This window comes from Rhodococcus sp. 05-2255-3B1 (assembly GCF_002258545.1).
GTDB lineage: Bacteria > Actinomycetota > Actinomycetes > Mycobacteriales > Mycobacteriaceae > Rhodococcoides.
Map to the genome: position 1 here is coordinate 577,028 of NZ_NOZC01000007.1, position 15,201 is coordinate 592,228.

General features: G+C 61.0%; 13 protein-coding genes and 2 tRNA genes. 9 read left to right on the forward strand and 6 right to left on the reverse strand.

Translation table 11 applies throughout. The features are described from left to right. Positions 1-440 precede the first annotated feature (440 nt). A complete protein-coding gene (locus tag CH249_RS07005; protein WP_094681622.1) occupies positions 441-2,336 on the reverse strand; it encodes a P-loop NTPase fold protein in 1,896 nt (631 codons plus the stop codon). A gap of 1,005 nt (positions 2,337-3,341) precedes the next feature. On the opposite strand from CH249_RS07005, the gene CH249_RS07015 reads away from it, so the two are divergent. After that, positions 3,342-4,154, forward strand: coding sequence for a formate/nitrite transporter family protein (locus CH249_RS07015; RefSeq protein WP_094681624.1), 813 nt, complete (start codon positions 3,342-3,344; stop codon positions 4,152-4,154). A gap of 16 nt (positions 4,155-4,170) precedes the next feature. Here the strand turns inward: CH249_RS07015 and CH249_RS07020 are convergent, their stop codons facing one another. Continuing rightward, entirely contained in the window at positions 4,171-5,094 is a 924-nt protein-coding gene (locus CH249_RS07020) for a pseudouridine synthase (protein ID WP_179273161.1), read from the reverse strand. Positions 5,095-5,172: 78 nt separating this feature from the next. Beyond that, positions 5,173-5,523: an excalibur calcium-binding domain-containing protein gene (locus CH249_RS07025; protein WP_094681626.1), complete on the reverse strand. Its 351-nt coding sequence runs from the start codon at positions 5,521-5,523 to the stop codon at positions 5,173-5,175. A 142-nt stretch (positions 5,524-5,665) separates the two neighbouring features. Here CH249_RS07025 and CH249_RS07030 point away from each other — a divergent pair, with 142 nt between their 5' ends. After that, positions 5,666-5,869 carry a DUF3072 domain-containing protein gene (locus CH249_RS07030; protein ID WP_032395510.1) on the forward strand — a complete coding sequence of 68 codons (204 nt, stop codon included), beginning with the start codon at positions 5,666-5,668 and terminating at the stop codon, positions 5,867-5,869. 291 nt (positions 5,870-6,160) lie between these two features. Continuing rightward, positions 6,161-7,207: an alpha/beta hydrolase family protein gene (locus CH249_RS07035; protein WP_094681706.1), complete on the forward strand. Its 1,047-nt coding sequence runs from the start codon at positions 6,161-6,163 to the stop codon at positions 7,205-7,207. Here the strand turns inward: CH249_RS07035 and hisC are convergent. Further along, on the reverse strand, positions 7,196-8,248 hold the full coding sequence (gene hisC / locus CH249_RS07040; protein ID WP_094659172.1) for a histidinol-phosphate transaminase: 1,053 nt from the start codon (positions 8,246-8,248) through the stop codon (positions 7,196-7,198). The genes CH249_RS07035 and hisC overlap by 12 nt on opposite strands. Positions 8,249-8,341: 93 nt before the next feature. On the opposite strand from hisC, the gene CH249_RS07045 reads away from it, so the two are divergent. The 6 genes from CH249_RS07045 to CH249_RS07075 all read left to right on the forward strand — a co-directional run bounded on the left by CH249_RS07045 (position 8,342) and on the right by CH249_RS07075 (position 13,050). Continuing rightward, positions 8,342-9,106 (forward strand): dienelactone hydrolase family protein, encoded by a 765-nt coding sequence (locus tag CH249_RS07045; protein WP_037187291.1) that lies wholly within the window; start codon positions 8,342-8,344, stop codon positions 9,104-9,106. Between the two features lie 123 nt (positions 9,107-9,229). Next, positions 9,230-9,319: transfer RNA gene (locus tag CH249_RS07050), tRNA-Ser, on the forward strand. A 50-nt stretch (positions 9,320-9,369) separates the two neighbouring features. Then, positions 9,370-9,442 (forward strand) — tRNA-Arg (locus CH249_RS07055). Positions 9,443-9,572: 130 nt separating this feature from the next. Further along, the gene (locus tag CH249_RS07060; protein ID WP_094681627.1) at positions 9,573-11,192 is read left to right on the forward strand and encodes a BCCT family transporter; all 1,620 of its coding nucleotides are present in this window, start codon (positions 9,573-9,575) and stop codon (positions 11,190-11,192) included. A gap of 171 nt (positions 11,193-11,363) precedes the next feature. Continuing rightward, positions 11,364-12,044: a hypothetical protein gene (locus CH249_RS07065; RefSeq protein WP_094681628.1), complete on the forward strand. Its 681-nt coding sequence runs from the start codon at positions 11,364-11,366 to the stop codon at positions 12,042-12,044. A gap of 415 nt (positions 12,045-12,459) precedes the next feature. Then, entirely contained in the window at positions 12,460-13,050 is a 591-nt protein-coding gene (locus CH249_RS07075; RefSeq protein WP_094681630.1) for a GNAT family N-acetyltransferase, read from the forward strand. 20 nt (positions 13,051-13,070) lie between these two features. Here the strand turns inward: CH249_RS07075 and CH249_RS07080 are convergent, their stop codons facing one another. Continuing rightward, on the reverse strand, positions 13,071-13,853 hold the full coding sequence (locus tag CH249_RS07080; RefSeq protein WP_094646487.1) for an SDR family NAD(P)-dependent oxidoreductase: 783 nt from the start codon (positions 13,851-13,853) through the stop codon (positions 13,071-13,073). Between the two features lie 11 nt (positions 13,854-13,864). Continuing rightward, positions 13,865-15,196, reverse strand: a complete 1,332-nt coding sequence (locus tag CH249_RS07085) for an MFS transporter (RefSeq protein ID WP_094659076.1) — start codon at positions 15,194-15,196, stop codon at positions 13,865-13,867. Positions 15,197-15,201 lie beyond the last annotated feature (5 nt).

Sequence of the window (15,201 nt, forward strand, 5' to 3'; positions counted from 1 at the left end):
GCTCGCAATGTCACTATTAGGGTCGGCGGCACAGATCACGTCAACGATGGCTCGAACTCGTTCAGCATTGCTACTGAGCGCGCCAAGTGTATCGAAATCAAGACCGGCACGCTCTAGCTCAGTGCGATCTCCACTTCGGAATGCTCCTGCTATGGAAGCGGCGCGGCCTGCTGTTCTGGCGTATGAGCCAATACTCCTCTGCGGTGAACTCTGACTTCCTCCACTCGTAGACCCACCGCCTGACGCGCCACCGCCCGATCCGCCACCGCTGCCTGAAGAACGTGAGAAGCTAGGAATATTTAATGCCTGTGCAACAACCTGCTTGGGGAGATCAGTGTGGTTTTTGTCAGTCTGGCTTCCCGCCCAGTCTTCAAGGCCTTCGCGTATTGCTTTGGGTGCCTTACCGGATGACCCCTTATATGACGAACTCGTTCCCATAACTACGCCAGTTCCAATGCAGTTGACAACGATCCCGTGAGTTCGGCCGTGCCGTTGGCTTCAACGAGTTGTGTAACTTCTTTTCGGATTGACTGTGGGTCAGTTTTTTGGAGTTGCAAGACCGCACCGGCTTTTAGTTCGTTCGGTGGGATACGTCGCAAAGTGGTGCAGACGGTATCGACAAGGTCGTCCCGCAATCTTGCAAACCTTAGAAGTGCAATGACCCCCTGCGTCTGCCGGCCTGGTTGATCGGTAATAACAGAGCCGATGTGCTGTATAAGCGACCTGGCATCATCAATGGGAAGCGCGGATATAACTTCGTTCGTTACGCTACGATTATCAGAGCTGGACTTCGATAGGAATCTAGTAGCAAGATCTTTAATTTGTTCGGATAGACCCTTTGTGGACAGAAAAACATCATCACCAAATGACGCGGCGAAGACAAGGTAGGCCGCGAGATCCTCGCCGCTCAGTGACGGCGTCAACTGTGCCCATCGAATGAGCGATCCACCGTACTTTTGCTGAGGTGTGGCCTCCGGCGAGGCCGCTTGGCTAGACTGTGTACCTTTCTTCGCGCTTTTGGGCTTCGCATCTGAATCTTGCGGCGCTTCGGTCGCTGCTGCACCTGACTGGGTGGCACCTGTACTGCCTACGCTTTTTTCGAGAGCAGTCATGTTCTCGCGAAGTGTATTATCGGCTAGCCAGCCGATAACCTTGCGAAATTCTTCTGGAAAGTATGACTCTAGAACCATCAATTTTGCGATGGCGGCGGTGTTCAGTGTGATGCCACGACGATCTGCGACATTCTGTCGAATCGAAAGATCATTGAGAAATCTCTTAATACGACGAGGGTTACCTTTGGTCTTCTCATGGATGATTGGTTTGAGGCGGGTGGCGATCATCCGCGCAGGTGCAAACTTTGCAATATTCACGAGTGGCGAGTCATCGAGAGTTTTGCCGACTTTACGAAGCTCCGATACTTGCAGAACGATAGAGGTGAACTCGGTCGGATCGGTTTGGGCTTGTACCTGCAACATGATGAGGTATGCCTCGGTGTCGAAATCACTTAGCGCGGGAACGGGTACTGACGTCTGTACAATCTTATGTAGGTAAAGTTTCGACGGATCTTCTTCGCCATCGGGTGTAGTTTCTGCGTTTTGTGGAAACCTTGTGGCGATTGCTTCAGCTATGCGGACCTCGTCTGCGGCAATGACGAATGACATTTTCGGCACGGATAGAAATAATCTAATTGTCTCAAGAGTCTCAACAACAGTCTCCGGAAGGCAGCGATCAAGATCGTCGACGAGGATCACTACATTTTGTAGGTGTTTCAGCCCGTCGGACTGAAGTAGCTTGGCAAACTCGGCACGAAACTGCACCATATCAGTGATCGGCTCAGGATCTTCATCGTCTGGCTTCGGCTTCACAAGAGCCATGAGCGTATCAATGTCCGGTACGGACATCGTGATAGATGATTTAGCTGCCACCTGGATAGCTTTCCCCCAGTCGACTCTCTTTACGAGTCGTCCGAGCAGCTTTTTAGCCTTCCCTTCGGTGTCCGTCGTTTCGTCGATCTCGCTTCCGAGTGCGGTAAGAATTTCACTAATAAGTGACTCTTTTGCCCCCATCTGTGGGTCGTATCTCCACGGATCGGTTGGCACTACCAGCGTTGACGTCTTCGTGCCTGACGCAGGTCGTAGATTGTTTGCAATGAGGCGGAGAACGGACGTCTTCCCGCTGCCCCAGGTGCCCGATAGTCCGAGAGCGATAGGATCAAGGCTTTCATCAAGAAGCGCGTCGGCCACCGCGCCTGCCACGGCATCGAATGATAAGAGATCAATCTCTGCCGGCTCATCCAAATATATTGGAAATTTTGTTTGTCCACTCTGGTCGCTCATCTCGCCCCTCCAAATTGACTAATATTACTGTTTCTTTAATTATACTCTCAGGTGCGAGCTTTTCTAGTATCTGCGCAGTGAGTGCCGCGTGTTCGGTGGGGTAATACGAATTTTTAGATTTAAGGAGGTGACCGATGAACAAGCCTAAGAGATAAGTAGTCGACGAAGAACGCTTAGAAAAGCACCGCGAAGACGGCCAGCTGGCACAGGCGAAGCGCAGCATCCGAACCATCGCCCGTGCAAACATCGCCATCGCTCGTGACATGCAGCGATCAGGTGGGCTCGGCCAGTCACCGTCGGTGCCCCCGCCTGCCGTCGATCCGACTGTCGAAGCATCGAGTCTTCCGTCTCACGAGGACCAACGCACTGCACCCTCCACGATGCGGCAAGCCCCGCAAGCTGACAGATCAGGGATCTACGCCTTCGATGGCGGCTATGCGTTCGCCCTGATCACTGATCATGGCTATGTGCCTACCGCATCCCGATGGAAGACGACCACATCCTAATGACACCAGGTAAAACTGATTACCTCTACGACAGCGCGGGTGTGCGCATCCCTGCATGGCGCATCACCCTCTCGTGGGCGGAGAGACCGTTGCTCGCAGCCTTGCTGGTCGTGGGACCGTCTCGGCCGAACTGGACTCAATCGGGCAGAGTGACCGGCAGGGCTCAGCCGCTTAGAGCTGCAGGTCAGACCACTTGCCTAACATCCGATGCGTCTCCTTCGACAGGTTTGAATGCCATGCACTTACCTCCGCCACATGTTCGTTGTCGAACCCGGTCCAGCCGCAAGGGTGAGCCGGGTCTTTTCGTTTCGTGAGAAGCGTCGCGACGTCATTGGCCGCGGCGTTCCGGGCCAGTGTCATCGGTGCGTGTGTCGTCGGATTGTCGGTTCCTGTGCCTACCGGACGACGTGGTGGCCTGGCTCCTTACGGTGCAGCCCTCGATCGTCAGTGACAGCCGACGGGCTGGTATCGATCCCGGCTCAGTGGGTACTACCTGCGAATGGGTGAAGAAGCGCGGCGCAACGACGGCGACAACGAGGGACCTCTGGAAGAGGAACTCGAGGAAAGTTTCGACGCTGTCGTCTCCGAAGGTGCCGAGCGATTGCACCGCACCGTGCGCACCGTTCTGATCACCGGATGCTTCGGCGGGCTCGAGGTTTCTCTGGGTGTGATGGCGTATCTCGCGGTGCTGGACGAGACCGACAGTCATCTACTCGCAGGCCTGGCGTTCGGCATCGGCCTGGTGGCTATCTATCTCGCCCATGGTGAGCTGTTCACCGAGGACTTCCTGATGCCGATCGCAGCGGTGGTGGCCCGCAACGGAACACCGTTGCAGCTGGCGAGGCTGTGGGTCGGGACGTTACTGGCCAATCTGTTGGGCGGTTGGTTCGTGATGTGGTTGATCGCGCACGCGTTTCCGCAGTGGCTCGAGGTGTTGTCCGAGTCGGCACATCATTTCGTCGACGCGCCACTGAATCTTCAGTCGATCTGCCTGGCTGTTCTCGGTGGCAGCACGATGACCCTGCTGACCCGCATGCAGCAGGGAACAACCTCCGACGTCGCACGGATCATCGCGGCGATGGCGGCTGGTTTCCTTCTGGCCGGTCTGCAGTTGTTCCACTCGATTCTCGATTCCCTGCTGATCTTCGGGGCCATCCACGCGGGTGCGGACGTGAGCTACGTCGCCTGGATCGAATGGTTCGGATACACAATGCTGTTCAACATCATCGGGGGCGTCGTGTTGGTCACCGCGCTGCGCCTGGTGCGCACGAAGGAACTGGTGAAGTCCGAACGTGACCGGAATCCCGAGTAGTCAGCGGCGACGGCAGTCAGGGTCTGCCATCCGACACCCAACGCCCCAGGCTCGATCCGGTCTCGAAGCGTCGCACGGATTTGGAGATAGGATCGATGAATTCGATTGCACCGGCGAGTAATTGGAGTGGATCGGTGAAGTCGTCGACGGCCCGGTTGGTGGCCGTCGGGTAGAGGTCGTCGCCGAGGATCGGCACCCCGAGCGAATTCATGTGCAGTCGCAGTTGATGAGTGCGGCCGGTCAACGGTGTCAGTCGATAGCGGCCGAGTCCGGCCCGATGGTCCAATAGTTCGACGGTGGTGTGCGCGTTGGGTTCTCCGGCCACCTCGCGGGCGGTGAATTGTCCTCTCTCGGAGACGATTCGGCTGCGAACGGCGGTGGGCAGGGTCAGTGTGGGGTCGTACGAAGCGATCGCCTCGTACTCCTTGTGGACCTTTCGATCCTGGAAGAGCGTTTGATATGCGCCGCGCAGGGTCGGATCGACGACGAACAGGACCAGGCCCGCGGTGACGCGATCGAGTCGGTGAGCGGGCACCAGTTGTGGCAGGTCGAGTTCGAGACGCAATCGCACGAGCGCGGTCTGCAGAATGTGGCCGCCGCGGGGGATGGTCGGAAGAAAGTGTGGCTTGTCGATCACCAGCAGCGCGTCGTCGCGGTACACGATCGAGATATCGAAGGGCACAACGGTTTCCGACGGCAGATCGCGGTGGAACCAGACCGCCTCACCGGGAACGTACGGTGCATCCGGTGAGATGGGGCCTGTCATGTCGACGATGTCACCGGCCGCGAACATGGCGTCGATCCGTTGTGGAGGAATCCGTGACTCGGTGGCGGTGAGAAAGTCGCGGACGGTGCGCCAGGTTCCGTCCTCCGGCATCCGGAGTCGGGCGGGATCGAGACCGTGCCGCTTCGCCAGGGGTGGTTGCTGGCGTCGTCTCACCGAGTGAGCGTATCCGCCCGCCGAGATCGCACTTATGCAGGCATTTCGCGATGATCTGCCCGCATAAGTGCGAATTCGCTACTCGCAGCCGATGCCGTCGTTGTCGCGATCGAGATGAGGCCCGTAGCCGTACTCGTCCCGATAGACCGGAGCGGCACCGGCGTCGCGGGCCGCATCGCAGTTCTCGTACTGGAAGGCGCCGCCCTGTTGGGGTGCCGGGGCAGGAGCACCTTGAGGCTGTGGTGCAGGAGCGGGTGCCGCCAGCGGGGCCGGAGGCGGTGGGAGCACCGGGCAGAACTGAGCCGAACCGCTGTTGCAGAGGAAATCGGTGATCGGATCGGCCGAGGCGACGGCCGGTGCGGTCACCAGGGCGGCTGCAGCGATAGCGCTGCTGATACCGAGCTTGACCAGCAGATTCTTCGTCTTCATGGAACTCCAATCGAGGGGGTGTGATCTGGAGCATCCTCGACCATTTATTGAACTGTCAATCAAGTCATTCGGGTGATCTACGTCGCGCCTCGGAAGGGGCGGCGGTGTTTGGAACCCGTGGAATCGGCGTATCTACGAACGTATGAGCGAAAACGAGCAGGTCAACCAGAACCCCGAGAAGGATCCCGACGATTGGGTCACCGGTGACGAGCCGATGACCGGCCCACAGAAGAGCTACCTGAGCACCCTCGCGCAGGAAGCCGGCGAAGAAGTTCCCGAGGGTCTCAACAAGGCGCAGGCTTCGGAGATGATCGACAAGTTGCAGGGCGAAACCGGCCGCGGCTGAATCGACCCCCAAAGGTCCACTCGATGTGACATCGACCCCCCGAAAGTCCACCGAATGTCACATCGAGTGACCCCGTGGGAAGTGTGTCCACGAGTGCATCCGACCAGGTAGACCGTTCTGTCTCGAGTACATGTAACAAAGGATCACGCGGACTTTTGGACCTGCATGTGCGCGGCTATTGTGAGCGAACCCACAGCTTTAGCGTGCGCGCATATCGGTGGGTACGTTGAGTGACGGATGTTGTTCGTGTTGCGCCCCGTGAGGGTGCGCCGGGGGAGGATGGGCAATCTGATGCACCGCGGAGTGTTGGCAGTAGCGGGCACTGCTCTGGCAGTGTCGCTGCTGGGGTCGGGTCTCGCCGGGGCGCAGCCGCTCCCCGGTACCGGCAGTTCCGATGGCGGCGGTGTGGCTCCCGGAATCACAGCTCAGTCCCTGCCTCTGGCATCGGCACGGATCGATCGTGTGGACATGTTGACCGACCGCCGCGCAGCGGTGTGGGTGGAGTCGCCTGCCATGGGCCGCGCCATCCAGGTTCAGGTTCTTCTTCCGGCCGCGCAGGCCGTGTCCCGCCCGACGCTCTACATGCTCGACGGTGTGAGTGCCGGCAAGGAATCCGATTACAAGGAAAGCACCTGGACACAGAAGACCGACATCGTCGATTTCTTCGCGGACAAGCAGGTCAACGTCGTGCTCCCGGTCGGTGGATCGAGCAGCTACTACACCGACTGGAATGTTCCGGATCCGGTGCTCGGTGTGAACAAGTGGGAGACTTTCCTGACGTCGGAGCTGCCGCCGCTGATCGATGCGCGCTTCAACGGCAACGGCACCAACGCGATCTCGGGTGTCTCGATGGGTGCCCAGGCCGCGATGGACCTGATCACCCGTCACCCCAGCCTGTACACCGGCGTCGCCGGACTGAGCGGTTGCTACGACAATTCGCAGACCAACTTCAAGGATGCGGTGCGCGCCACCGTCGCCACCAACGGCGGCAATGCCACCAACATGTGGGGCGAGAACACCGATCCGCAGTGGGTCGAGCACGATCCGTCACGTAACGCCGAAGCACTCCGCGGCAAGGACGTCTATCTGTCCGTCGGCACCGGCCTGCCCGGTCCGTACGAGCTCGGCCCCGGTGGTAGCGGAGTCGAGGGTGCGCTGATGGGCGGACCACTCGAAGCCGCCGCGCTGTACTGCACGACCGTGTTCGATACTCGACTCCGGTCGCTGGACATCCCCGCGACGGTCGTCTATCGCCCCTACGGCATCCATCAGTGGCCGTACTGGCAGGACGACCTGCGCGAATCCTGGCCGACGCTCGAGCGCGCGCTAGGGCTGTAGAGCGAACTTCAGAAACGCGTCGTTCTCGTGCGGGTCGCCGATGGTGACCCGCACTCCGTCGTTTCCGTAGGCGCGCAGCAGTACGCCCTGTTCGGCAGCAGCAGCGGCGAATTCACCCGAGCGTTCGGCCAGCGGCAGCCAGACGAAATTGGACTGTGATGCGCCGACGTCGTAGCCGCCCGCAACCAGAGCATCGCGTACCCGGTCCCGTTCCACGATGAGTGCATCGGTCCGGGCCAGCAGCTCCGCCGACGCCTCCAACGACGCCACCGCCGCCTGCTGTGCCACGGTGCTGACGGCGAATGCGATCCGCACCTTCGACAACGCCGTGATCACCTCGGGATCGGCCACCGCATAACCCACTCGCAAGCCGGCGAGCCCATAGGCCTTCGAGAACGTCCGCAGCACGATCACGTTGCGTCGTCCGCGTGCTAACTCCACTCCGTCGGTGTGATTGCCTGCGTCGGGTCGGGTGTACTCGAAGTAGGCCTCGTCGAGGACCACGAGAATGTTCGACGGCACCGCGTCGAGAAACGCTTCGAGCTTCTCGCGCTGGACCACGGTTCCGGTCGGGTTGTTCGGGTTGCAGACGAAGATCAGCCGGGTGCGGTCGGTGACGGCGGCGAGCATCGCGTCGAGATCGTGCACATGGTCGGCGGTCAACGGAACCAAGACGGGTGTCGCGCCTGCGACGCTGGTGACGATGGGGTACGCCTCGAACGAGCGCCAGGCGAACAGCACTTCGTCGCCGGGGCCGCAGGTGATCTGAACGACCTCCTGGCACAGCGAGACGGAACCACTTCCGACAGCGACGTTCTCCGTCGCAACGCCGAGTTTCTTCGCCAGTGACTCGACGAGGGCGGTCGCTCGATTGTCGGGGTAGCGGTTGACGCCGCCGACGGCCTCCGCGATCGCGTCGCGCACGCTCGGCAGCGGTCCCTGCGTCGTCTCGTTGCTCGCCAGTTTGATCGCACCCGGAAAGGTGCGGCCGGGAACGTAGGCGGGGATGGCGTCGAGGTCGGGGCGGATGCGCGCGGTCACGGCTGCCATTATGCGCCCAGATTCGGGGTTGACTTCTACGCGTCCGTGATATTGCTGTGCACGACCGGACCGATCGTCCTATCTTCGATAAGTATGTCGGGAATATTGAGCGACGTCGCAGTTCTTCGGTCCGCCTCCGCGCCCACGGTCGGCGCGGACGACGTGGTGGACACGTCCGCGCACGAATCACCCCCGCGAGAGAAAGTGCCGTTGACGGCCGTCGAACCTGATGGGCCGCCTCGTGGCGGAATCGTCGTGCTGCACGAGGCCCGTGAGGTGCCCGAGTCTCTGCTCGACCTGCTGCGCGCACTCGCGTTGGAAGGCTGGCTGGCCGTCGCTCCGAACCTGTTCCATCGAGGCCACGGCGACGACAAGGAAGTATTCGGCGACGACCTCTTCGCGGACTTCGACGCCACCTCCGACTGGCTCGTCCAACGCGGTGTCTATCCCGATTGTGTCGGAGTCATCGGGTTCGACGACGCAGGGACGGCAGCGTTGATCGTGGCCACCAGTCGTCCGGTCGGGGCGGCGGTCAGTGTCGCTGCGGCCGGAATCGTCGAACCGCTCAACTCCGACGCAGTCGCGTTGGTCGAGGCAGCACCCAAGCTGCAGGCCCCCTGGCTCGGTCTCTACGGCGAGGATGACCCGCACACCCCACCCGATCACATCGAAGCCCTTCGCGACGCCGCCACGCGCGCCTCAGTGGCCACGAACGTCGTCAGCTATTCGGGGCTGAAGCATCGAGCCGACCATCCCCGCGAACAACCCGGCAGCTCCGATCACAGCGACCCGGCAGCGGCGGCGCTCGTCGACGCGCAGACCCGAATCTTCGATTGGTTCGACAGCTTCATGCGCTGAAGAGCAACAAGCATCTTTTACGCGAACGCCGCGCGAACCAGAGGCGTCGACCAGCCGTTTTGCCTTCTGGCCTTTGCCGTGTGTAATCTCTTTCCTCGGCGGTCCGAGAGGGCCGGCAGCCTAGGAGGCGTGCCAGAGCGGCCGAATGGGAGTCACTGCTAATGACTTGTCCTTTCACCGGGACCGGAGGTTCAAATCCTCTCGCCTCCGCCACGAACGGTAGATCGTTACCGTTCAGCTAGACCAGTTGGATAACTGAACATGCGCCCGTAGCTCAACGGATAGAGCACTTGACTACGGATCAAGAGGTTAGGGGTTCGAATCCCTTCGGGCGCACAGAAGAAGAAGCCCCGAACTGTAGCGATGCGGTTCGGGGCTTCTTCGTCGGTGTTGTCGCGGCACATTCCAGGTACGACTCGGTGTTCCGAGTTGCCAACAGTCGAAATACGGCGTTACCTGGGCATCTATGACTTCCCGAACTCACATCCCGGTCGGCTCTTCCGACCCTGACCGTCACGAGGTCGACGCCGGGCAGAACGGGACGTCGACCTCCGCCATCCGCCCGCCTCGACTCGACAGAGTGGTCTTCGGTGTCGCAGCCGTCGTTGTGGTTGCCATCATCGTGTGGGGCCTGGTGGTGCCGGACAATCTCGAGTCCGTCTCGTCCTCGACACTGAACTGGCTCGTGACCAACCTCGGCTGGCTCTTCATCCTCGCCGCCACCGGGTTCGTGATCTTCTCGCTTTATCTGGCGGTGTCCAAGTTCGGACGTATCCCGCTGGGGGCAGACGGCGAGAAGCCCGAATTCAAGACCGTCAGCTGGATCGCGATGATGTTCAGTGCAGGCATGGGCATCGGCCTGATGTTCTACGGCGTCTCCGAGCCACTGACTCACTTCGTCACACCGCCTCCGGGAACGGGTGGTGGCGTCGGAACTGCCATGGCCACCACCATGTTCCATTGGAGCTTGCACCCGTGGTCCATTTACGCGGTGATGGGCCTGGCCATCGCGTACGGCACGTATCGACGCGGTCGCAAGCAACTCATCAGCTCTGCGTTCATTCCTTTGATAGGTCGCCGCGCCGAAGGCCCGATCGGCAAGATCATCGACATCCTGGCCATCTTCGCGACGCTGTTCGGTACTGCAGCATCGCTGGGACTCGGTGCGCTGCAAATCGGTTCCGGATTCGAGGTGGTCGGCTGGATCGGTGAGAGCGGCACATTGTTGCTCGTCGCCATCGTCGCGTTGTTGACGCTGGCGTTCGTGGCATCGGCGGTGTCCGGCGTCTCCAAGGGCATTCAGTGGCTCTCCAACACCAACATGGTGCTTGCGTTGGTCCTTGCCATCTTCGTGTTCGTCGTCGGCCCGACTGTGTTCATCCTCAACATCATTCCGACGAGTATCGGCGACTACGCGTCTCAACTGTTCGACATGTCCGCCCGGTCGGCGGCGAACTCGGATCCCGAGACGGCTTCGTGGCTCTCGTCGTGGACCATCTTCTACTGGGCGTGGTGGATCTCGTGGACCCCGTTCGTCGGAATGTTCCTGGCGCGCATCAGCCGTGGCCGCACCATTCGTGAATTCATCGTCGGTGTCATCCTGATCCCGAGTGCTGTGTCACTGGTGTGGTTCGCGATCTTCGGCGGTGCCGGTATCGGTGAACAGCAGGACGGCATCGACCTCGCGACCCGCGACAGCACCGAGTCGCAGCTGTTCGGGATGCTCGAAAACCTGCCCCTGTTCGGCATTTCGACCGTTCTCGTCATGGTGCTCGTCGGTATCTTCTTCGTCTCCGGTGCCGACGCCGCGTCGATGGTGATGGGATCGCTGTCGCAGCGCGGAACGCTCGAGCCGAGCAAGTGGGTCGTGGTGTTCTGGGGCACGTTGACCGGCGCAACAGCGGCGATCATCCTGTGGACCGGAGGCTCCGACGCGCTCAACGGCCTCCAAACGATGACCATCATTGCAGCGGCACCCTTCGTGGTCGTCATGATCGGATTGTGTGTCTCGTTGTACCGGGACCTCAGTAACGATCCGATGGTTCTGAACCCGCCACCTCACCGCAAGAAAGACAAGGTGGCTTAGGGGCCGCTCGAGATCTCAATCCCTTCGGCGTAGAGACGACGAGCCCCGAACTGCAGCGATGCGGTTCGGGGCTCTGTCGTTGTGCGCGGCGTGTGCGGCCGACTCGGCAGATACTTGGACAATCGAAACAAACCGGGCGTAGGGTTTGCTGAAACCTTCGAGGGAGGGCGCGTGAGCGATCGACCGGACAGAATCTCGAGCGAACGCGGTCGGCTGGGCGGGGTTGGGGCCGATCCTCGACCGCATGCCGTGCCCGCGCGGTTGTCCGTCCCGCTGTTGATCATCGCGGTGACGTTCATCGGCGCCCTGCCGTTCTACGTTCGGCAGCCGTTCGGTTCCGGGGAATCGGTATCGAGTCCGATGTGGTTCGGCGGATCTGCGTATCTCGCATCACCGGCAGCGGGTCTCTATTGGCTGATTGCACTGCCGGTGTGCATCGGGGCAGTCGCTCTCTACTGCACATGGAGTGAACGTAGATCGGGCACCGAACTGCGCGTTCGTGTCTGGCTCGCGGTCAGTGTTGGATTGTGTGTTGCCACGGTCGTTGTCGTGCAGGGCGGACTGCTGTTCTACATTGGCAACTTGACGATTCGTGGACTTCTTCCGCTGTTGACCATGTCGGTAGCGGTGTTGGTCTGGGGCGTTGCCCTGCGGTCGCGAGGAGTGGTCGCAGTAGGAGTCGCGGCCGTCGCGGCGAGTCTGGTGTCGAACCTCTACAACGTGGAGAATCTTGTGCCACAAACGCTTACATTCGACAGCCGCTTCAGCTTGTGGTCGAACATCCTGCTGACGGCGCTCGTCTTCGTCGTCGGGGCAGCCGCGTCCGTGATCGGCGAGCGATCCAAGCGCTGACTTCCTGCGATTCGATCGGCCGTACTCAACGGCTACCTCCTGCGGGAGTTGGAGCGGTCGAGCACGGCCCACAGGAGTTCGTACAATCCGCACAGGGCAACACTCGTCAGAGCCACCCACCAAGACCCGACGTCGTACACGACGAAGGCAATGAACTGATAGATCACCAGGCATCCGAAAAGCACTCGCCACCAACGCTGCTTGCGCCTTTCGGCTCCCGAAGTCGACTGCTCCACGTAGTCGACCGGTCGCATGGGTTCCACCGCCACACTTTCCCACATGCGAGGTGAAGGGGAGGCAACCTGGCGAACCGGTGTAGACACAGCACAGGACCCGAGACATACTTCGGCTCTTCGACGGCGCGTGGGACGGCGCATCGATGCAACCCATCGGGTTGTAGCTAGAGTTGTTGCATGTGAACGCGAAACCGACAATTCGTCCTGCAGTTCCGGCAGACGTGGACCGTGCTGCCAAGTCACTGGGCCTTGCTTTCTCGGACTATCCGTTCACTCGGCACACCGTCGCGGCCGATGATCACCACGAGCGGGTGACATCGCTGCAACGCATCTATCTCGATACGATCGGCTTGCGATGCGGCCGAGTGTGGGTCTCCGATGATGTTGCGGCGGTGGCGGTATGGCTCACCCCGTCTTCGGTTGGCGTAGGCGACGCATTCGAGTCCGTCGCCGAACGCATCGAGCAATTGCATGGTGACCGCATCGATATCGCGCGAAGAGCAGACGAAGCCACCGAATCGTTGAAGCCGTCGGAGCCGGTGTGGCTGTTGGCGACGGTAGGCGTCGATCCATCCGTGCAAGGGCAGGGCTTGGGGCGCGCCGTCCTCGAACCCGGTCTTCAGCAGGCCCGCGAGCACGGTTGTCCGGCCTACCTGGAGACGTCGTCGACAGCGAACCTCGCCTTGTACGAAGGGTTGGGATTCCGGGTGACCGCGTCTGTGCAACTCCCCGACGGAGGACCCGAAGTGTGGGCGATGCTGCGCGCATAGCGGCCGCGGCGTGGCAGGTGTCAAATGGTCGCCTTCAACTCGTCGGTGATGCGGTGATAGATGCCGCCCGACGTCAGTCCACCGTCGATGACGATTTCGGTGCCGGTGATGTACCGCGATGAATCCGACAGCAGGAACGCGACCGATTCTGCGATTTCGTCGGCGTCCGCGACGCGCCCCGCGGGTACCGATTGCAGACTGGTCTCCACGAAAGCCGATGAGCCGGAATGCAGTAGGGGAGTATCGACCAGACCGGGGTGGATCGAATTGACTCGGACCCCGTACTCGGCGAATTCGAGCGCGCCCACCTTGGACAGACCACGCACTCCCCATTTGCTGGCACCGTATCCTGCCGCGAAGTAGCCGAGCATCCCGGCGATGGAGGACACGTTGACGATCGAACCGCCGCCACCTTGTTTCAGAAGTGGCGCACAGGATTTCATTCCGTAGAACACCGAGCTCAGATTGATGTTCATGACGCGGTGCCAGTCGTCGACGGTCGTGTCCTCGATACCCGCTCGGTGGCTGACCCCGGCGTTGTTCACCAGCCCGTCGAGGTCACCGTCCGTTGACTCGATTGCCTTCGCCAGCGCCGTCCACGATTGCGGTGCGGTGACATCGAGCTGGAAGAACTCTGCCCGGCCGCCCGCATCGAGGATGTCGGCCACGACGGCTTCACCTGTGGCCGTCGAGATGTCGGTGACCCAGACCTTCGCTCCCCGGCCTGCCAGCATCTCCGATTCGACTCGGCCCATGCCGCTGCCTGCGCCGGTGACGACGATGGTCTTGTTCTCGAAGTTCATGCGAGGGCCTCTCACTCTGTTTTCAGTTCGGTCCCCTTCGTCTCGGTCACGAAAAAGACCGTGGCGAAGGTGACGACGGCGCAGAACACGAAGTAGCCGGCCGGTGCGAGCGGATTACCGGTGAGCGAGATCAGGTAGGTGGCGATGAAGGGCGCTGTGCCACCGAGCAACATGTTCGTGGTGTTGTTCCCCAGAGCCAGGCCGGTGTACCGCACCGAGGTCTTGAGCATCTCCACGTATGTCACGTACGAGGCCCCGTTCACCACGGACACCGCGATGAACAACACCGACTGTCCGACGACGGCCTGCCACAGAGTGCCACCGGCCATCATCATGAACATCGGGACACCAAGAACGATGGCTGCGAAGCTGCCTGCGAACAGCACGGGCTTTCGGCCGTACCTGTCGGCCATGTAGCCCGAGATGGGGAGGGTGATCACTCCGAGAACCAAGGCAAGCGACGTCGACAGGAACGCTGCCTGAGAGGTCTGGCCGCCCTCGGTCCTGAGGTACGTGGCCGCGTAGACCGATGCGATGTAGTAACCACCGGTGATGAGCGCGCCGAGCAGGATGATCTTCACGACACTGCCGCCGGACGTGCTCAGTAGCTCCGAGAGGGGAAGCTTCTTCGTCTCTCCCTTGTTCTCGAGTTCCTTGAATTCAGGGGTGTCGTCCAGGCGGTTCCTGATCCAGATGCCGACACCGCCGATCACCAGGCTCAGCAGGAACGGGATCCGCCACGCCCAGGAGAGGATCTGTTCGTCGGTGAACACCGAGTTCAGTGCCAGTGCGCACAGCGAGGCGAGCAGCGATCCGATGTAGGTGCCGGTGTTGACCATCGACGTCTGGGTCGCGCGCCACCGCGTCGGCGCGGACTCGGAAACGAACGCGTTGGCTCCTCCTAGTTCGCCACCTGCAGCGAAGCCCTGCAGGCATCTGCACAGGACGAGAACCGAGGTGGCCCACACTCCCAGAGTGACGTACGTCGGGAGCAATCCGATTCCGGCGGTGGCGATCACCATCAGCAGGATGGTCCAGGACAGCGCGTTCTTTCGGCCGTACTTGTCGCCGATGTGTCCGAAGAAGATGCCGCCCGGAACTCGCAGGAAGAAGGCGACGGCGAACGCGGCGAACGTGCCGAGAAGCGCGGCCGTCGGATCGTCGGACACGAAGAACAACGCGGCGATGGTGGTGGCCATGTAGCCGTAGATACCGAAGTCGTAGTACTCGACGACGGTCCCGACGACGGCGGCACGGATTACTGTCAGGGGGGATTGCTTCGGGTTCGTCCCGGGTGTGTGTGCGTCCGAGTCGGGCTGCACGGCAGGTTCGTTCGTAGTCATCGGTG